An 18,817-nucleotide genomic window follows, 5' to 3' on the forward strand; every position below is an offset into this window, starting at 1 on the left:
GCCTTGAAACAGAGATGATATGAGCAGCAGCAAAAAATCTGCACCACTGCCGGCATCAAGTGCAGGTCTACTGAGATTCTTTGAGGATGAGACTAAGGGCTACAAGTTAAGACCGGAGATAGTAATTTCAATACCTGCATCACTGATTGGAATTTCATGGATTCTTAAAATCTTTTTCTCAGCATGACGGAAAGCTCCAATGATGTATCCCGCATTCACAAACGGTATACGTTAACAACATTTACTCCAACTTCACACTATGTATCACTCGTAATAGCTATTGTCGTTGCATGTGTTATTGTAGCAGTATCGAGCATTGATTATTTCAAATCAACTGATAGACTAGTCTATACCATACCTGTTACTGTTGCGGCACTTATGATAACTCAGGTAATAGATACTAGAATTTTGAAGACTGAATATTCTAAATCTATACACATGTCGGCATTTGGAAATCTTTTGTGGCTTGTAACAATTCTATGTGGAGTACTGTCTTTTTACGTATTTTCTAAACCTCAGTTATTGCAAATTTATGTAATTGAAGGAATGTTTTTGTTTACTAGTTTTAGAATTGCAATATTTACATCAGTACTGGGAGCAAAACTAAAAACAGCGTGGGCAATTTCATTAATTCAACCTCTTGCAATGTTTCTTGCGTTTGTACCGCCAAATAAATGGATTCCAATGTTGTCTGATCCTAAGTCTATTGTATATGGTATAGTTTTTTGTGTTCTTGGAAGTCTCTGGACTTTACTAAGTGACAGAATTGCAGGTAGTGGAAAATTGTCTAGCACTCATGCATTCTTGCAAGCATATCTTGCAGCATGGACAAATGATGATCCTAAACCGATGGAATTATTGATGGAGAAACGTTCTGAACCATCAAAGGTCTCTACATTTCAGATTTTATTCAAGAAAAAAGATGGAGACTGCAGGCTGGTAATTCCAGACCTCCATCCTGGACCGTTTCATCCGATAGGTGGAAGTAATATCCCATATCTTATTTATAAAAATCTCAATTCTTCTGCGATGGTAATGCATAGCATATCTGATCATTCGCTTAACTTGCCTTCTAAATCTCAGGTTGATCATTACATAACAAGTCTTCAACAAAATCTAAAAATCCAAGAAGGCTCAAAGAGCACAAAGCCTGTGACAATTCAAGTCAATAAGGCACGAACTACTGGACTATTGTTTGATAAAACTGCAATCTTGATTCTTTCATTGTCTCCTCATGGTATGGAAGATATTCCGTATTACATAAAATCAGATCTTGAACAATATGGTGAAAACCGAGGATTTGAGAGAGTGTTAATTGTTGACAGTCATAATGCAATGGGGAAAGAAATTGAAAAACTTGATGCAGATGATCTTCTAAACGCTGCTAAATCTACTTTGGATACCCTCATCACAAAGGAGACACTGCCATTAGAAGTTGGATATGCAAACTCTGAACATCTAAATTTTGAGGCAGATGATCTTGGACCTGGCAAGGTTGCAATAATGTGTTTTAAGATTGGCGATGAAAAGTTCTTTCTTGCATGGGCTGATGCAAATAACATGTTAAATGGACTACGGGAAGAAATTGCAAATAGTTTCTTAAATAATGGATATAATTTTCTTGAAATATGTACATCTGATACACACTATAAAGCAAGAACGCCTAGAAATAAACACGGTTATTTTGAATTTGGAAGTCTATCAAAAGCACCTGACGTTGTTTCGTGGTTTTTAGATCTTGCCAAAAAGGCAGAACAGACTGCATCCCCTACATCATATGATCTCTTGGAAAGCGAAACCAGTGTCAAAGTCATGGGAGGAAACCAACTTGAACTTTATTCAAAATCTCTTGACAACGCAATGCGAATTACACAAGCATTTCTTTTGATAACAACGGGATTTTTTATCTATACGTTGCTCTAACTTTGAAGTTTTTCTAGATTTCCATAAAACTCGTCACAAAAGGAATCTAACTGGTGAATCGGAATTATTGGTACTCTTTCAATGAATTGTAGATCATGTTGGTAAAGAGTTACAATTGCAGGAACTGCCGCCCTGATGTCTTCTTTGACAAGATACTGTTTGGTTCTTTCAATTTGTTTTTTTACAGCACTCTGAAGGGCTGATTGGGTCATGTTTTTCCAGTGTTTGCAATCAACCAGTATGGCAACATCTGATTTGATGCCTATCACGTCTATCTGCATTCTAGGTTTTGTCAAGATGACATTTTTTGTTGTCTCAAAATCTCGTTTCTCAAGTATCTCAGCAGCAAGTGACTCAAAGTCTTGCCATTTCAACAAGCGGGAGACCTCGTCAATTGCAGCACCCATGCTGATTGCAAGAATACTTGTCTTTAGCTTGTCACTTTCTTCGAAATGGACTTGATCCTCTTCAAATCTTCCAATGCCATTTTGCATAAAATTGTCTAGTATCTCCCTTGCCAAATCTTCACTAGTCTGAGTTGCCATGCTAAAGTCCTTGATAGAAAGTCCTCCAGGAATTATCCCCTCAATTCCTTTTACCAGTGTTTGAAGATTCACTATGAACCAATTACATTTCTTTTATAAAATGCTATTTGTGTTAGTACATGATACCAAGCCTTGGAACTTCTTGTATCTGATTTTTATATTCTAATAATTTACTTGTTGGACCATGGTTAAATACAGTTCATTGAAAAACATAGCATGAAATTTTTATTATTCTTTCTTCTAGTGATTTTTATTTTGGGTCCGGTAATTGCATTTGGCGAGAAAGGTACAAATTTTAACAAAGTGGAATTTATACAGTACTCTGATGATAACACTGCTGTACAAGAAGTAGAAAATGGACACTTGGATATTTATTATTCTGCAATACCATTGGATAGACTTGATGATCAATCAAGGCAAAATTTGAAGATATTCCAGTCTGCTGGAACAAGTTATAGTCTTTTGATAAATCCTGCAGTCTCTGATCAATTCAATCCGTTTTCAATTCAACAAGTAAGATTTGCACTAAATTATCTAATAGACCGGGATCTTATCGTAGACGAAGTTCTAAATGGTTATGGCGTTCAAATGATTTCTGCGTACAAGCCATATGACCCTGATTATCTCTCAATGCTGGGAGAATTACAATCATTTAATTTCAAACACAATCCAGCGCTTGCAAATCAAATCATATCAAGTGCACTTGAAAAGGTAGGCGCACAAAAGACTGGGGGAATTTGGTACTATGATTCAAAACCGATATCAGTTACAATCTTTATACGAAATGATGATCCAGTGCGAAAATCTATTGGCGAAATTCTTGCTTCTCAACTACACGATGTAGGATTTACGGTGAAAAAAGATTATGGTGATCTGACAAAGGCATTCTCGGATGTTTATGGTTCCAACCCATCTGATATGAAATGGAATATTTACACCGAAGGATGGACAATGAGTGGCTTTGTAAGATATGATTCTGTAAATACTGCTCAAATGTATTCTCCATGGTACTCTAACATGCCTGGATTTAACAATCCATCATACTGGAATTTCAAAGACCCAGAAATTGATTCTCTATCAAAGGCGATATTCTTTGGAAATTTTACATCTTCAGAGCAACGCTCCAATTTGATAAACCAGGCAGTTGACAAGGGAATTCATGATTCTGTTAGAATATTTCTTGCATGCAAGATAGACCAATTTGTTGCAAACAAAAAAGTCGATGGAATAATAAATGATTTTGGTGCAGGAATTACAAGTAGGTTTACTCCAATTAATGCAAGATCCGATTCTGATACGCTAACAATAGGTGTAAAAAAGATTTACTCTGGTGCATGGAATCCAATCGGTGGATTTACAGATTCCTCTAGCCAACAAATTTGGGGAACGCTATCTGATCCTGGAAGCTTCAAAAATCCTTACACTGGTTATACCATTCCAGTACGATCTGATTGGCAAGTCCAGACTGCTGGACCTTTGAATAAACTTGATGTTCCAAGTGATGCAATATACTGGGATGCTGTAAAACAAAAGTGGACCCATGTAGGAACTGGAATCAAGGCAACAAGCAAAGTAACGTTTCACCTAAAATTTGGAAATTGGCACAACAAAGTTCCAATGGATATGAATGATGTTCTTTATGGGATTTATTTTCTATATCAATGGGGTGCAGATCAGACAAATGGAACGATGACATTTGATTCTGAATATTCTCCCAAGGCAAATCAGGCTGCAAAAACCCTCATAGGAGTTAGAGTTGTTGATGGAAATACAATTGAAGTTTATCAAAACTATTGGCATTTTGATGATAATGAAATTGCAGACTCGGCCCAAGTCTGGCCAGCCATGCCATGGGAGGTTGTCTACTCTATGGAAAAAGCAGTAACTGATGGCAAGCTTGCATTTTCAAGATCAGATGCAATGAGTAAAGACGTAGACTGGATGTCGTTAATTATTCCAAACGATGCCAATGTGATAAAAACAAACCTTGAAGACTTTGAAAAAGAGAGATCCATTCCACCAGCACTTTCATACGTTAATGATTCAAACTATTTTGTTTCAAGATATAATGCTTCGATATCATGGATTGCAGAACATGGCCATGCCGTAATAAGTAATGGGCCATACTATTTGGATAGTTATTCTCCTGATGCAAGAAAAATTACAATAAAAGCATTTGATGATCCTACATATCCTTTCAAATCTGGATATTGGAAAAAATTCGAAGAGGTAAGCATGCCTACAATTCAAAATGTTGAGGTGCCAACTACTGTAACTCTGGGTGCAAACCTCACAATCCCCATTTCAGTCACACCAAACGCGACTGTATATTACTATTTTACAAACCCTGAAGGAAAGATAGTTGATAATGGAAAGCAGATGTCTGCTAATGGCACCATGACAATAACCCTAGGTCCTGAAATGACAAAGAATTTTGAACTGGGCTCTAATGACTTTCAGATATTTGTAGTATCAGATGCTGCATACAAGCCTGACATGTATCACACAAGTTTTCTTGTAACGCAAGGGGCAAATCAACTAGCTCCCGAGAATCTTGTCTCAAGCAATGAATCTCATGAAGTAAATTATGTATATCTTGCAGGGGTTGCAATATTTACAAGCGTGATATTTCTAGTAATTTTGTATGTATTTCTTAGGAGAAGAAAAAGTAAGGTAAAGTAGATGGGATTTAAAAAATTCCTTGCAAAGCGCGCAATTACAATGTTTGGAGTATTGATGGCAACACTTCTTGTTACAATCGCATTGGTAGGAGCAAACATGGATTCTATATCAAAACAAAGTGTTACATTGGAAATAAGGCAGCAAGTGACAAACAACAAAAGTCTTCTGTCAAGTTTTAAAACAACTGATCAGATGGATTCGTATATAGAAAATCAAATTCAACAACAAATTAAATCTCTTGGACTTGATCAACCATGGTACGCTCCTCAAAGAATTGGTTTGTCAATGTACAAAATTTTAACTCTGGACTTTGGTCATGCAAAATTTCTTACAAGTGATAGCGGATCATCTGATGTAAAAGATATAATACTTGAAAAATTGCCAAGGACCATTCTTCTTTTTACAACAGCCACTGTGATAGTTTCGGTTATAGGAATATTTCTGGGGGCAGTTGCTGCAAGTAAAGTGAACTCAAAGATTGACAAGATAACCTCAGGCTTTGCAATAATATCGAGCAGCTTTCCAGTTTGGTGGATAGGTGTTCTTATGATATTTGTTTTTGCATTTCTTTATCCAATATTTCCTGCAAGAGCTACACCTGATATTTCTGTAACCGACCCAGGGTACTTAGGGTCTCTTTTGTACCACATGGCACTTCCATTGATTACTCTGGTTCTAATCGGATTTGGTTCGTGGGCATACTTGGTAAGAAATTTTCTAGTTGGGGTATTACAAGAGGACTTTATCATGGCAAAAAGAGCCGCAGGAATAGATGAAAAACGAATACTATTCTCGCATGCATTGAAAAATGCCGCACCGCCAATTGTGACAATTCTTGCACTTAGCTTGTCAGGCTCTCTTGGTGGGGCAATAATCACAGAAGCTGTCTTTGATTGGCCAGGTATGGGTAGACTATACTTTGAGGCAATCAGTGTTTTGGATTTACCCGTAATCATTGGTGCGACATATGTTTTGACTGCATTCTTTCTAGTAAGCGTGTTTATAGCTGATGTCTTGTACGGATACTTTGATCCTAGGGTGAGAAGAGAATGAGTTTTTCGGCAAGAGGCATCTGGCGTGAATTTTCTCATAGTAAAATAGGAATGACGGGAATTGTAATTCTTGCAGCACTTTTCTTGATGTCAATTATTGCATTTGTAACTATACCCGTTGAAATCTTCAAGACATGGAATGATCCTGCAAGTTGGCTACTGTATCCAAAATCTGCACAACCTGCTTGGATAAACTATTTCCAATCTGAAAAGATCCCAGAACACTTGATATTGCAACCGCAAAGCTCATCACAACAACTGTCCTCTGTATATGTTCTGACCGATTCATTTGCAGTAAATTATCAATACGATGGATTTCCAAGTGATTTTATCTATCAATATACTGCAAAATACATCGGCTCTCCTTTGTTGCAATTGTCTGTTACACGACCTGATGGAATTGAATTGCATCTGATTTCTATATCGTTACCTTTTAGCAATACTGAAACAACATACACCAGTATGTTGTTTTCAACACAAAATGTAATTGTAAAAAATCTTGGAAATGATAAAAACAGATATTCATTTCCATTTGATGCTCTTTCTTCTGAAAAAATAATATTCTCAAAACTTGACGAAAACAAAATCCTCAAGGGCAATTATGTTTTCAGCGTTCATTTGTACGATGTATCTGGAAAACCTACTCTTGAAAAGTCTAATCTTGTAATAGGGGGAAAGGTTTTTGGAATGATGGGAACCGATGAACTCAGACGGGACTTGTCTGTTGGATTGCTTTGGGGTACACCATTGGCACTTTTCATAGGTATAACAGTAGCAATTGGTTCTGTAGTACTTGGCTTACTTTATGGTGTGTTTGCAGGATTCAAGGGTAAAGCAACTGATGAGATATTGATGCGTTTTAACGATATAATTTATGCCATGCCTGCTCTTCCGCTTTTGATAATTTTAGCAGTAACTGTTGGAAACAGCGTATTTTTGATGGTTGGATTCCTTGTAATCTTTGGCTGGGTAGGAATAGCCAAAGTATCAAGAAGTATGGCAATGCAGATAAAAACACTCCAATATGTTGAAGCATCAAAACTGATGGGTCAGAAAGATCGTAAAATAATATTCAAACACATACTTCCACAACTTCTTCCATATGCATTTGCAAGCATTGCAATATCAGTTCCTGCTGCGATTACTACTGAAGCTGGTCTTAGTTTTCTAGGATTGGGAGATCCTACCTTTCCGACATGGGGACAAATATTGCATGATGCAAGCTCTTACAGTGCAGCAGCTCGGGGTATGTGGTGGTGGATCTTACCCCCGGGAATCTTGATTGCAATAACAGGTCTTGCGTTTGTATTTATGGGTCACGCGATGGATGTAATAATCAATCCTAGGCTACGACGATAATCTGACTAGATCTAGAAATGAAATTCTTCATCAGCGGGGGTAAGTTTTTCACAGTCTGGTCATTTCTAATCTTGATGTAATAGTCTACTTGAAAATAGCCTAAATACTATTGATTATATCTTAAGGTGATGACCACTGAGAGTGTTACTGAGATGATTCCCGAAGTAGAATACAAACCTGTGAAAAAGATAATTATACATCATATCTCAAAGTACGCTTCCGTAGAGAAGTTCCTAACAAGTGCAATACCGCCAAACACGCCTTCTATTGGATGGTGTAGCGGATACCTGATAAGTTTTACAAACTTTCCGGAATCTGATGATGTCACAAGAGAAGTCCTCAACGGAACAACTCATGTTGCATCTGTGTATTACTGTGAGATGACAGAATTCAAATCTACTATCAAAACTCAATACAATCAAGAGATATTGGTCATCGATCAATCAAACGAAATTCCAGTAGTTGCAATCGCTCAGTTTCTAAAGAAAAGGAAAAATTAATTCACATTTGATATGCAACTGATTTTGAAATAAGATTTAGTTAACTACAACGCTGGAATTGAACTGACGAATTATCTTTATTGTGTCATCTGAGAGTCTGACGGTATAAGCTGCCGCATTTGGGTCTGTTGATTGGGCAAGTGTTTCTGCAAATTGTGTCTTGTCCTTACCTCTTTGATACATTCCTCCAGATTCTTTTATACATAATGGAAATTTTTGTAACTTCAATCCACTCTTAAAAAGATGAGCAATGAATTTCATGTAATTCTCAGGCGAATACCAATCTGTGTTTTTTTCTTCACAAAGCATTATCCAAGTGTCTATTGTATTTTGAAATAATGCTTTACTACGAAGTTCTTCAAGTTTCATTTCTGGATGATTAAAAATCTGCTCTTTTCATCTTGGAACCGCATCTTGGACACATTCCGCCCTTGTACTTGTTATTACATGCAAGACAGATGTATTTGATGCCTTGACTCTGACCAAAGAATCCTCCTCCAGATCCTCCCCCTCCTACATCCGAACCCATTCCGCCCATTCGTTTCATTGCTCTGTTTCTTAAGAAGAGTGGAAATACTATGAAAATAGCCAACGCTGCAATCAAGCCATATGGGAATGGCAATAGCATCTGTAAGCCTATGCTTACTGCAAGTGAGCCAAAAAGGAATATGAGATAAGTCTTGTAATTAATCAACACTAGTTGTTATATCAAAAAGCTTATAAATTTTTGTCATGATTGATCCGAACTTATTGTGACCTCTAGGAGGTTTCCATCACGATCATATGCAAAAACGTCACCGTCTTCATACGGTGATTGTATGATAATTGAGACAAACCCAAAAAAATTGTGCAGATCAGTGACTGAGGGCTTGGCAACACCAGATGGGTGAGAATGAACAGTGCCTACATAGCTTGTGTCAAATGGTAGAAAAGAATGAGGAAATCCTGCAAAAGTTGGACCTGTGTGAAAGAACGGGGGAATGACAAGGCCATCGACTAGTATTTTTCCTTTCCTTGATTTTCCACGAAGTACCAGTATGCATTCATTTGGATGATTCATCTTACAATATGAAAGAATTCCATCTCTTACATCCTTCTTGATGGTTATGGTTCTCTGATGTTTTTCAGTCTTGAAGAAGATCATATGGTGACTCGTACTGCCAAACTAATTAATCTTCAATATGGTCTGACGATGTTCTATTTTTTTAGAATGATCTTCAATTTTGTAACTCTGGCAAGATCTGATTCTATTTCGGATACATGTTTTTCCAATAGATTGCTGTCCTCGGTTATCTCTTCCTCTAGTTTCTTTTTAACGGATTCCATGTTTGTAAAATTCATTTTTGCTTTGTGCAAACTGTGTTCTTTTGATTCTAATAGTTTGATATCAAAAACAATTAGATCTTTTTCAAGTGTTGATACTTTGCTTGAATGAGATTCTTTTAATGTGATAAACTCGTCTAATCGTGATATTGTCTCCATTATCTGTTCTAAAGACTTGTCCGTATCTTTAACCGATATGGAAGCAGATGAAACCGACTTGGCAACGGCTTCTAGTATCTGTATTATGGTGGGTTTGTTTTGAGCGGAAATTACTTCATACGGGTTAGAAACCAATTCATCCATCATTTTTTTGACTGGTTTCTCAAATGCAGATATGTATCTATATTTATCAAGTGGTCTTGAAATCTTTGAAAACTGCATATCTATGATATTTTTTATCTGATTTTTTTCAGAAGACAGTGATTCAACACTATTTTTAATCTCGAGATATTCTGTGTGCTCTTTCATGGACTTTAAATCATGAATCTGCTTCTCAAGTGATGTAAAATTATTTTTTAAGGTATCCAACTCTGAGATGATCTCTGATACTCTGTTTGTTTTCTGAATAATCTTACTTTTTTCTTCTGTAATTTTTTTACCTGTCTCAATCATATTTTCACCATCTACTTTGAGATCTTCTACAAGGTTTATGGCAACTTGTAATTGATTTCTCTTACTTGCAATCTTGGCAATCTCCTCCTTTAGATTATCTGCATACTTTTTTGCAAATATGTGAATTATTCTTGAATTCAATCCTAATACATCGCCTATTCTCTTTAGTGTCTGACTGATCTCAGTGTTGAGCAATATTACCTGATCATATTTTGTAGCATTTGTTAGACCAGATACGGTCTCTTTTTTTATTATTGATACAATAGAATTTTTTCCTCGTTTTACAATCATCATCAAGTTTCTGTCAATGTCGTCTAGTTTCAAGTCGTCAGACTCTAGCTGAAGAATCAATGAATGAATCTTTTTTTTATGTGTCTCTACTTCATCTCTGACTGACTTGGCAATGTTGATGGCTTGTGTAATGTGTGGAGATTGAACTTCTTGAAGAATTCCTGGGATTTCTTCTATGTTGATTACTCTTTCCTTTTGTGTTGTAGTGGGATGCTCTTCTACTTTTTTCTTACCAAATCCAAAAACCATGGTCTATACAATATTCTATACTTGTGACAACGTTAAATATTGTGCAGAATCAATTACGCTGTCATGAGCGACATACGGTTAATTCTATGTGGAGCCGCAATAATATTTGCAGGTTTTATGCTTGGCGGTTTTGCTAACTCAACTTATGCCCAATTTGCAGTCCAACAGGAAACTTTTGATGAATGCTATGATTATTCCTCTGGAGTAGCAGTACATGTAAAATGCTCTGAAAAGAGCCAAGATTATTTGCTTTATCTTGCATTGTCTATTGGCCTACTAGGAACTGGTGGGGCGGTTATTTACAAAGGAATACGTGGAAAATGGGACAATAGTGTAAAAGATGATGAAATGGTAGGGCCAAAAAACCCGTAAATGTTTTGATTTGTTATCTAATTTGGTATAATCTTAGATCGAATTGTAATAACTACAATAATTGATAGTATGAAAGTAATTGTGGCCAAGTGCCCAAATTCTGGAACACTGGGGGGATTTGATATTTCTTTGATAGTCACAATCTGATAACCATCGTTTCTTACATCATCAATCAAAGATTGAAGTTTTAGAATTTTTTCATTATCTGGTGTATTCATCTTGATTGTGCCATTATTCTGTGCATAATCTTGGAAGTTGATTGTAACTACAGCATATCCATTAGCCTGTATGCTGTTACGGATGTCTGTTATGATCTCGTCGTTTGTCATACTCTGATTTGCGTTATACTGTTGTATTGTATCTGTAAATACAGTTGGGGGATAGGAGTGGATTTCTCCTGCTAGAGTTGGTGGAATTTGAGTATCTGCATTTCCACTGATAAAATGCAAGTCATTGTCAATCATGGAATAAAATGTATCATTGTTAGATTCTCCATATGGTGGAATGAAGACAGATGGTATAATATTCAATATTGCAGATATTCTACTTTTTGATTGTTCTAATAATTGCGATTGTTCTGATTTAGTAACTGTGGTGAAATCCTCAAAACTCCATCCGTTTATTCCTACATCAATCCGCCCAGTCTTTATTTTCGATTTAATGTACTCTGTTAATGTGGTATCATTTCCAAACGCATTGCCAATTACACCAATAGTTAAACTTGCATTTTTTTCCTCAAACACGTCTATGACTTTGGTTTGTACATTGCTTAACCAATAATCTTGAATATTATCTAATCTGAATGCTACACAATTACAATTTGTAATGATTTTCTGAGGGGAAGGTATGGGAATGACTGGCGTTGGAGTTATTAGTGCAGGTGTTGGAGTTACAGGGGTAGTTTCAGGAGTTACTGGTATGGGTGTAGGAATGATTGGCGTAGGTTCAGAGGCGGTTGGTACTTTTTGGCTCTCTACAATATCAAAAGAAAATTTTGAACCATCTAATGTTATCTGTGAAGTTCCCCATTCTAAATTGTCACTTTTCTCAATAGCTTTGAAAAGATAATCTCCTACCTTCAAATTGGAGAAATATGCCACTCCGCGTGTTGTTACTGGGGATTGTGAGATTTTATTTCCACTGTTATCATAAAGATCTACTACGAAGTCTCCATTTGAAGAAGATACGTGGTGCAATTGGGTATCAAGAATATTTACTGTGATGAGAGTATTTATCACGGGCGGCCAGTTTGTTATGATTTTTATTTCCTGAGGTATGCCTGGTAAAAGAAGTATTGGTGATTGGGAATATGTTAGATTGTTTCCAATTTTCACATCTGCTATGTAGAAATCATTTTGAACAGTGGTTGGTTCTAGCCAGAAGCGCATCGTTTTTCCATTTATATCTACAGGACTGTGAGCCCATGTCTTGTTATCTTGAGCACTGACGTAAACAGTTGCATTTGATATTGGTGTTACACCATCATCATAAAAAACATTAGCGCGCATTCCTCCTGGAAGTGGTAATTTTATAGTAATGTCTTGATGTGGTTGTTGCAAGTTGACATAATTTACACTTGAATACATGCCATTTGCATATGCTTCAATTTTGTACTGATGACCAATAGGCAATGATACAATGTTAAACGGATTACCTGATAATGATACAATTTCTTTGTAAGATGTTTGGTTAAAATCCTGATAAATTTTTAGAGATACTGGCCAATAGTCAGCAGTATCGCCATTTGTATATGTCAATGTGACTGCAACAGAACCTGTTGTATCGGCATATGCTGGAATAGTTGCCCACATTGTTATTGATAATATTGCAATCAATATCCCGCTTAACAACAATTTCATCATGTCCCGATCCTCTTTGCACTTGTCCATTTTGCCTTTGTCCTAAAAACTGTTTCAAGGCACCCAAATATGAGCAAAATATCGACTATTTGCTTGTATCCTATGACAAGAAATGGTGAAAATAGTATCAGTCTGGGATCCTCTCGGTCTATACGGACGGCTAGAGATGACATTAGAGTCTGTAGTATGATGAACAAGCCAAACATCTCTACTACAAATACCCAATCTCCGATTAGCACTTCGTATATCGAGGTGACTATCACCACAAGTCCTGCAAATGGCAGTACTATCATGGAGATTATCATGAATGGAAATGCAATTCTATACAAAAAAGCATACCTTGGATTAAACAAGGTCTCGGCATGTCTTGTTAATACTTGCAAGTTTCCACGATACCATCTCTTTCGTTGTTTGTAAAAATCATGAAAAGATTGTGGTGCCTCTGTATAAGCAGTTGAAGTAGTACTTCCAGAAATTACAAATCCAGATTTTAATACTTTGATGGTAGCATCAAAGTCTTCCACTAATGTATCCTTGTGATACGTTCCAACATCTTCTAATGCTGTTTTCCTAAATGCGCCCAATGCTCCTGGAACAATTGTAATTGAGCCAAAAAAATCAAAAGCCCTTCTGATGATCTCAATTCCAGCTACATACTCTAGAGCTTGAGACCATGTGAGCCAATTCATTCTGTTTCTTACCTTGATATTTCCTGCAACAGCTGCAACGTTCTTGCCCGTGGAAAATCCTTTGACTAGTTGTTTTAGAGCATTTCTACCAACGATTGTATCAGCATCAACTATTGCAACTATCTCACCTTTTGCAAATGCAATTCCATGATTGAGAGCTGAAGCTTTTCCCCCATTTTCTTTGTGTAACACTTTGACTTTGTTTTTGTATCTGTTTGCTATCTTTAACGTACCATCTTTACTTCCGTCATCAATTACAATTATTTCCTTGTCAGGATAATTTGCATCAAGTAATCCCTCTATTGTTCTTGCAATTACCTTTTCTTCATTATATGCAGGCACAAGTACGCTAAGAGTTGGATATGTAGCAGGTTCTGGCTGCATGTCTTCCCTAAATTTACTGTATACTGCAAGTGGCACAAACATCAAAGTACTCCAAAATGTTATGGTCATTCCCCAAAGGATTATGATTCTTGCAGGTGACTCCCATATTGCAAATCCTTCGTATGCTGCAACTGTGCCAAGCACAAATGGGAGGGTAATCATAATAGCTGCAAATGGAGAAGGCAGTCTTGCTCCATACTTGAATTTTGATGAGAGACTACCTCTTGCACTAAGAAGTTGATAGAACATGATAAACGCCGCAAAGGCAAGTGAGATTAAAGTAAGGTTTGTCTTCATTAGATATACTGTAAAAAATAAAATGGAAAATATTGCACAAACAAGTAAGATCTGAACATGATCTACTTTAGCCGTTTGAATTTCAGCCACCATGTGTAATGTTAACGTCAGTTATAAAAATAGGCATGGAACTTGCAAGAAAGACTTTGATATTCTACTTTGGATATATTTTCGATATTGAATACTTTGCAATGCTATGAAATATTGGGGGTAAAACCTGGTGCATCAATTAAGGAAATAAAAGACGCATACCGAAATCTTGCCTTGCGTTATCATCCTGACAAGGATTCTTCGGAAGGCAATGAGGAACGATTTGTGAAAATCTCTGACGCATACCAGACTTTGAGGATACAACAAATTGGGGAATCAAAAACTATTCAAAAATTTGGAGACATTTATCCTGAAGATGCAGTGTATTCTTATGAACAAGCTGAGAAATTACTTTTAAAACAAAAATATGAGGAGGCAATTGTTTTTTTCGATAATGCATTAGAAAGGTTACCTAGATATGCTAATGCATGGCTCAAAAAAGGTGATGCATTGTCTAATCTAAAAAGATATGATGAAGCACTTTACTGCTTTGAAAAAGTTTTAGACATAAATCCTGAATCTGCAGATGCTTGGAATCTAAAAGGCATATGTCTGTCTGATTTGAAAAGATATCAAGATGCAATGGAGTCTTTTGATGAGGCAATTTTGTTAGATCCTATGAGGGCATCTACTTGGAATTTTAAGGGTGTTTGTTTTTTTATTCTTGAAAAATTTGGTAAAGCATTAGAGTGCTTTGATAGGGCAACAAAACTAAGCCCAGAGTTTGTAGTTGCATGGCATAACAAAGGTGGTGTACTTTTAAAACTAGGTAAAAAGAAAGAAGCGGACAAGTGTTATGAAACGGAAAAAAAACTAAGACGGTAAATTAGTTAAATTTTGATATTTAATAAAAATAATGAACCCGATAGTAAATGGTGTAAAAATTATCTTTATTCATTTTTAGAGTCTGGCTATAAAGAAATTTTAATGCCAAAACAAATTCAATACCTATGTTAGATTATGAAATTGGTAACAAAATCTTGATTGTAGTTGTTATCGTGGCTGGAATAATTGTAGTTTTAATAAACCCCTTGGATGTGATTAGTAATTATAATTTTGGACAAAATCTTGCTGACATAAAATCACACACATGTACAAACACCAATATTTCAACTGACTATTCGAAAGTTATAATTCTGACCTTTGATGACAGCAGAAAAAGTCAGTATTCTTATGCTGTCCCAATCATGGACGAATGTGGTTTTAAAGCAACATTTTTCATAGTACGTGACTTTCTGGGACAAGATAACTCTAGAATGACATGGGATGACATTGCAATATTGCAAAACAACGGTTATGACATAGAATCACACACGATGGATCATCGAGACTTGACAAAAATGTCCTTGCCAGAACTAGATTATGAAATTGGAGGCTCACAGAAGAGCTTTGCTGAACATCATATCAATACCACAATCTTTGCCTCCCCTTATGGAAATATTTGGAATAATAAAACAGTAATAGATTTAGTCTCAAAATACTATTCTTTTGCAAGGGATGGATATGCTCCTACGATGTTTTTACATTGTGATGGGTGGCAGACATTTACAAATCAAACTGATTGCAGAACATATTCTGATGATGGTAAATTGAATTTTGCTAGCAGATATTCTATTAGGATGTGGGATCACAATTATTATGATATCCTATATTCTCATGACGACAAAAAAATATTTAACTTATTTGTTGATGAAGTAAATCAAGGAACTGTGTTGAACAAACATGGAATAATGATGACGTTCCCAGTTATTGCTTATCATAATGTGGATTTTAGAACATCAGATTATAACACTGATGTGAACTTGTTTGCCCAAGAAATGAATTATCTGCATGACAACGGATTTAGGGTAGTCACTATGGCAGATCTTGGATATGATGAAAATCAGAATGCTCTTTACTTCAAAAAATAAATAACATCAAAATATATCACTATTTATTCATTTTAGGTTCTAGTATTGTCGTATCTGTATGCTAAATAAAGTTTAAAAAAAATGAATCCAGTTAAAATAATCTTCACATTCTTGTTCCATTGTAAATAAATCATTTTATACAAATTCATTTAGTTTATTGGATTTTCTTAGAGATTGTAACACTGGTCGAAAAAAAGTTCTTGAGAGCAAAATCAGCAAATACGTCCAGTTTAACAAATATTCTTTTGCTATTCATAATGTTTCTAATATGATGTGATAAAATCTTTCAAGTGTGCTGACATGGGATTCTCATGCGGCTAGGACATCTTCTACATATTCTGAAAAAGAATGCAAAATGATTGTAACAGTACATCTAATTAGAGACGATGAATGATACAAGCAGAGAAATTATAGCATGAGTCAAGAGTCATTTACAAATAATTTTGCAGAACGATTGGTACAACAAAAAGGTTCTGGATCCCATGTTATTGCAGGAGTGCTGATTCTCATCATTGGCATTGCCATAGGACTGGCAATTAATAATTCGTTGATAATCTACGTATCACTTGCTTTAGGCATATTGATTATCATCTCTTCATTTCTAATGATTATCAAACAATATGAACGAGCAGTAATATTGAGACTGGGAAAATATCAAAGACAGGTAGGTCCAGGTGTTCAAACTAGACTACCTTTTGCAGATAACATACTTGTTGTAGATGTAAGAGAAAAAGTAAGTGAATTCAAAGCTGAAAGAATGCTAACAAAAGATAATGTTCCAGTAACTATCGATGCAATACTTCGTTACAAAATAATAGAGCAGCGAGCTAAAGATACAATACTAAACGTAGAGAATTTTAATCAAATGATACGACAGGTCTCTCAAACAACACTTCGTAATAACATTGGTTCCGCAATGTTCCAAGAAGTGCTTTCAAAAAGAGAAGAGATCAATGAACGTATTAAAACCACAATTTCAAGTGAGGCAAGTAACTGGGGAATGGAAGTAACTGGTGTAGAAATTCGCCAGGTGATAATACCACAAGAGTTGGAATCTGCAATGTCGATGCAAGCTCAGGCTGAGCGTGAAAAGAGTGCGAGGGTGATATATGGTGAGTCAGAAGTTCTGGTCGCACAAAAATTTTCAGAAGCAGCAAAAGTATATGAAGATAATCCTGTAGCATATGCACTAAGACAATCCAACATGTTATATGAATCGATAAAGGTTCAAGGAAGTACCATAGTCATGGTTCCAACAGAATCACTTAATTCGATGGGATTTGGGAATTTAGGAACTACTATTGCATACCTAGAAGCCACCAAAAAGACAGCAGCCCAACAAAAATCAAAAGACGATAAAACAAAACACACTGATATTGAACCGCAATAGAATTGTTCATAGTTTTAGATCAAGTCTTATGGTTCTCTTGATGATAGTCACTGCAAAAATAGAAATTTATGTAATACACCAATCCCTGTCATTATGATCTGTGGACACTGATAGTTTCTACTAATTATTCTACATCGATATTGGAACATGAAGAAATTATGTGAATGATGGAAATCACAGAAAAAATATCTACCAAGATAGAATTTATTGTAAATCCGACATTACTGGCAAAGCTTGATCTCTACGATAGTGTTCTTGACATATTGCGATATAGGCTCAAGTAAAATGTGATTTCTAGTACTAGTAAAATAATTGAAACGAAAATGCAATTTGGTGTTAAAACTAGTACCCTCGTTTATCAAGCCAGTCTGACACAATTTTGTTTGCAAGCTCATTTGGATGTATGTCTTGACGGCGTGATTGTATCAACAGTCCACGTGTCTTTCTCTTTGATAACCTTACTGAAACATTCTGTTGCAACGCAGAGGATCTTACCTTTTTCATAATCTTTTTGTGGGATAGATTTGGATTATATCCTAAAACTTTGAGATATCGCTTTTTTGTCTGTGGTTCAAGTTCTGATATTTGATGTGCGATTTTAACTGCTTTTGAAACATCTGGAATAATTTGATATAACTTTGTTGCACCGTCCCTTGAGATTATCTTTGGAACAAGTTCTTTTAGCTTGTCTGGTACTCCTGCAAAACCATGATATTTCTTGAATGTTGACATTGAAAGTCCCAATGACTGGGCAGCCTTTGACTTGCCCATCTGCTCTGCCAAAAACGCACATGCATCAGCCATATCCTTCACATTCATGTTTTTGCGGTGAATGTTTTCAATAACAGAAGCTGCCTTGGCATCAGGGGTATCATATTCTGTTTTACGGGTCAAAACCAAGACAGGAATTTTTTTTGCTCCTAATCTTTTCAGTGCAGCTAATCTCCTTTGTCCTGACATCAAAAGATACTTGTTTCCCTCTTTTTGCACCATTGGAGGATTTTGCAGCCCCTCGGTTTTGATTGACTTTGCTAGCTCTGAAATTCCATCTCGGTCCAACTTTCTTGCCTGCGCCTCTTTCCAGACCTGAATCTGTTTTATCGGAATTTCCTTTAAACGATAGGAGACTCTTGACGTATATCTTGTCTTTCTGACAGTCCGTTTTTTGGTGATTCGTCTGCCTTTCTTTATTCTAACCTTTGCCAACCATATGGTTTCGTTTTAATTTTGTAAAAGGTGGGTTGGTTGAATCAGATTCGCTTATGTGTGATGAATAATTAGGTAATGGGA

General features: G+C 36.1%; 18 protein-coding genes. 10 read left to right on the forward strand and 8 right to left on the reverse strand.

Annotated features, from left to right (window positions below; all coding sequences use genetic code 11):
- Positions 1-19: 19 nt before the first annotated feature.
- Positions 20-187, forward strand: coding sequence for a preprotein translocase subunit Sec61beta (locus C0Q33_RS04960; RefSeq protein WP_101477457.1), 168 nt, complete (start codon positions 20-22; stop codon positions 185-187).
- On the forward strand, positions 184-1,923 hold the full coding sequence (locus C0Q33_RS04965) for a DUF2070 family protein (RefSeq protein WP_101477458.1): 1,740 nt from the start codon (positions 184-186) through the stop codon (positions 1,921-1,923). The genes C0Q33_RS04960 and C0Q33_RS04965 overlap by 4 nt, the downstream gene beginning before the upstream one ends.
- Here C0Q33_RS04965 and C0Q33_RS04970 read toward each other — a convergent pair.
- Positions 1,920-2,540 carry a restriction endonuclease gene (locus C0Q33_RS04970; RefSeq protein ID WP_245867325.1) on the reverse strand — a complete coding sequence of 207 codons (621 nt, stop codon included), beginning with the start codon at positions 2,538-2,540 and terminating at the stop codon, positions 1,920-1,922. The two genes, C0Q33_RS04965 and C0Q33_RS04970, sit on opposite strands and share 4 nt — an antisense overlap.
- 144 nt (positions 2,541-2,684) lie before the next feature.
- Between C0Q33_RS04970 and C0Q33_RS04975 the strand changes: the two genes are divergently transcribed.
- The 4 genes from C0Q33_RS04975 to C0Q33_RS04990 all read left to right on the forward strand — a co-directional run bounded on the left by C0Q33_RS04975 (position 2,685) and on the right by C0Q33_RS04990 (position 8,061).
- Positions 2,685-5,150 carry an ABC transporter substrate-binding protein gene (locus tag C0Q33_RS04975; RefSeq protein WP_101477459.1) on the forward strand — a complete coding sequence of 822 codons (2,466 nt, stop codon included), beginning with the start codon at positions 2,685-2,687 and terminating at the stop codon, positions 5,148-5,150.
- Entirely contained in the window at positions 5,151-6,203 is a 1,053-nt protein-coding gene (locus C0Q33_RS04980) for an ABC transporter permease (RefSeq protein ID WP_245867326.1), read from the forward strand.
- Positions 6,200-7,561: an ABC transporter permease gene (locus tag C0Q33_RS04985; RefSeq protein ID WP_101477460.1), complete on the forward strand. Its 1,362-nt coding sequence runs from the start codon at positions 6,200-6,202 to the stop codon at positions 7,559-7,561. Before C0Q33_RS04980 ends, C0Q33_RS04985 begins: the two co-directional genes overlap by 4 nt.
- Before the next feature lie 128 nt (positions 7,562-7,689).
- Entirely contained in the window at positions 7,690-8,061 is a 372-nt protein-coding gene (locus tag C0Q33_RS04990) for a hypothetical protein (protein ID WP_101477461.1), read from the forward strand.
- Positions 8,062-8,097: 36 nt separating this feature from the next.
- On the opposite strand, the gene C0Q33_RS04995 is transcribed toward C0Q33_RS04990, so the two are convergent.
- From C0Q33_RS04995 to C0Q33_RS05010, 4 genes are read right to left on the reverse strand one after another with little or no spacing between them, the layout of a single operon-like run.
- Positions 8,098-8,430: a hypothetical protein gene (locus C0Q33_RS04995; protein ID WP_101477462.1), complete on the reverse strand. Its 333-nt coding sequence runs from the start codon at positions 8,428-8,430 to the stop codon at positions 8,098-8,100.
- Between the two features lie 10 nt (positions 8,431-8,440).
- Positions 8,441-8,755, reverse strand: a complete 315-nt coding sequence (locus C0Q33_RS05000) for a hypothetical protein (protein ID WP_177996805.1) — start codon at positions 8,753-8,755, stop codon at positions 8,441-8,443.
- A gap of 36 nt (positions 8,756-8,791) precedes the next feature.
- Positions 8,792-9,202, reverse strand: a complete 411-nt coding sequence (locus C0Q33_RS05005; RefSeq protein ID WP_101477638.1) for a Mov34/MPN/PAD-1 family protein — start codon at positions 9,200-9,202, stop codon at positions 8,792-8,794.
- A gap of 56 nt (positions 9,203-9,258) precedes the next feature.
- Positions 9,259-10,536, reverse strand: a complete 1,278-nt coding sequence (locus tag C0Q33_RS05010) for a hypothetical protein (RefSeq protein ID WP_101477463.1) — start codon at positions 10,534-10,536, stop codon at positions 9,259-9,261.
- 63 nt (positions 10,537-10,599) lie between these two features.
- Between C0Q33_RS05010 and C0Q33_RS05015 the strand changes: the two genes are divergently transcribed.
- Positions 10,600-10,908 carry a hypothetical protein gene (locus C0Q33_RS05015; RefSeq protein WP_101477464.1) on the forward strand — a complete coding sequence of 103 codons (309 nt, stop codon included), beginning with the start codon at positions 10,600-10,602 and terminating at the stop codon, positions 10,906-10,908.
- 17 nt (positions 10,909-10,925) lie between these two features.
- Here C0Q33_RS05015 and C0Q33_RS05020 read toward each other — a convergent pair whose 3' ends face one another.
- On the reverse strand, positions 10,926-12,797 hold the full coding sequence (locus tag C0Q33_RS05020; RefSeq protein WP_133121014.1) for a polysaccharide deacetylase family protein: 1,872 nt from the start codon (positions 12,795-12,797) through the stop codon (positions 10,926-10,928).
- Entirely contained in the window at positions 12,767-14,230 is a 1,464-nt protein-coding gene (locus tag C0Q33_RS05025; protein ID WP_101477466.1) for a glycosyltransferase family 2 protein, read from the reverse strand. Before C0Q33_RS05025 ends, C0Q33_RS05020 begins: the two co-directional genes overlap by 31 nt.
- Before the next feature lie 84 nt (positions 14,231-14,314).
- Here C0Q33_RS05025 and C0Q33_RS05030 point away from each other — a divergent pair, with 84 nt between their 5' ends.
- From C0Q33_RS05030 to C0Q33_RS05040, 3 genes are all read left to right on the forward strand, one after another.
- Positions 14,315-15,052 carry a J domain-containing protein gene (locus C0Q33_RS05030; protein ID WP_165776437.1) on the forward strand — a complete coding sequence of 246 codons (738 nt, stop codon included), beginning with the start codon at positions 14,315-14,317 and terminating at the stop codon, positions 15,050-15,052.
- Positions 15,053-15,177: 125 nt separating this feature from the next.
- Positions 15,178-16,137, forward strand: a complete 960-nt coding sequence (locus C0Q33_RS05035) for a polysaccharide deacetylase family protein (protein ID WP_101477468.1) — start codon at positions 15,178-15,180, stop codon at positions 16,135-16,137.
- Between the two features lie 415 nt (positions 16,138-16,552).
- Positions 16,553-17,527: an SPFH domain-containing protein gene (locus tag C0Q33_RS05040; protein ID WP_101477469.1), complete on the forward strand. Its 975-nt coding sequence runs from the start codon at positions 16,553-16,555 to the stop codon at positions 17,525-17,527.
- A gap of 342 nt (positions 17,528-17,869) precedes the next feature.
- Here the strand turns inward: C0Q33_RS05040 and C0Q33_RS05045 are convergent, their stop codons facing one another.
- Positions 17,870-18,733, reverse strand: a complete 864-nt coding sequence (locus C0Q33_RS05045; RefSeq protein WP_245867327.1) for a ParB/RepB/Spo0J family partition protein — start codon at positions 18,731-18,733, stop codon at positions 17,870-17,872.
- Positions 18,734-18,817 lie beyond the last annotated feature (84 nt).

The organism is Candidatus Nitrosotalea bavarica (assembly GCF_900167955.1).
Classification (GTDB): domain Archaea; phylum Thermoproteota; class Nitrososphaeria; order Nitrososphaerales; family Nitrosopumilaceae; genus Nitrosotalea; species Nitrosotalea bavarica.

Coding starts and splice junctions, on each gene's coding strand:
- C0Q33_RS04960 (WP_101477457.1), top strand. CDS start 20: ATGAGCAGCAGCAAAAAATCTGCACCACTGCCGGCATCAAGTGCAGGT.
- C0Q33_RS04965 (WP_101477458.1), top strand. CDS start 184: ATGACGGAAAGCTCCAATGATGTATCCCGCATTCACAAACGGTATACG.
- C0Q33_RS04975 (WP_101477459.1), top strand. CDS start 2,685: ATGAAATTTTTATTATTCTTTCTTCTAGTGATTTTTATTTTGGGTCCG.
- C0Q33_RS04980 (WP_245867326.1), top strand. CDS start 5,151: ATGGGATTTAAAAAATTCCTTGCAAAGCGCGCAATTACAATGTTTGGA.
- C0Q33_RS04985 (WP_101477460.1), top strand. CDS start 6,200: ATGAGTTTTTCGGCAAGAGGCATCTGGCGTGAATTTTCTCATAGTAAA.
- C0Q33_RS04990 (WP_101477461.1), top strand. CDS start 7,690: ATGACCACTGAGAGTGTTACTGAGATGATTCCCGAAGTAGAATACAAA.
- C0Q33_RS04995 (WP_101477462.1), bottom strand. CDS start 8,430: ATGAAACTTGAAGAACTTCGTAGTAAAGCATTATTTCAAAATACAATA.
- C0Q33_RS05010 (WP_101477463.1), bottom strand. CDS start 10,536: ATGGTTTTTGGATTTGGTAAGAAAAAAGTAGAAGAGCATCCCACTACA.
- C0Q33_RS05015 (WP_101477464.1), top strand. CDS start 10,600: ATGAGCGACATACGGTTAATTCTATGTGGAGCCGCAATAATATTTGCA.
- C0Q33_RS05020 (WP_133121014.1), bottom strand. CDS start 12,797: ATGGACAAGTGCAAAGAGGATCGGGACATGATGAAATTGTTGTTAAGC.
- C0Q33_RS05025 (WP_101477466.1), bottom strand. CDS start 14,230: ATGGTGGCTGAAATTCAAACGGCTAAAGTAGATCATGTTCAGATCTTA.
- C0Q33_RS05035 (WP_101477468.1), top strand. CDS start 15,178: ATGTTAGATTATGAAATTGGTAACAAAATCTTGATTGTAGTTGTTATC.
- C0Q33_RS05040 (WP_101477469.1), top strand. CDS start 16,553: ATGAGTCAAGAGTCATTTACAAATAATTTTGCAGAACGATTGGTACAA.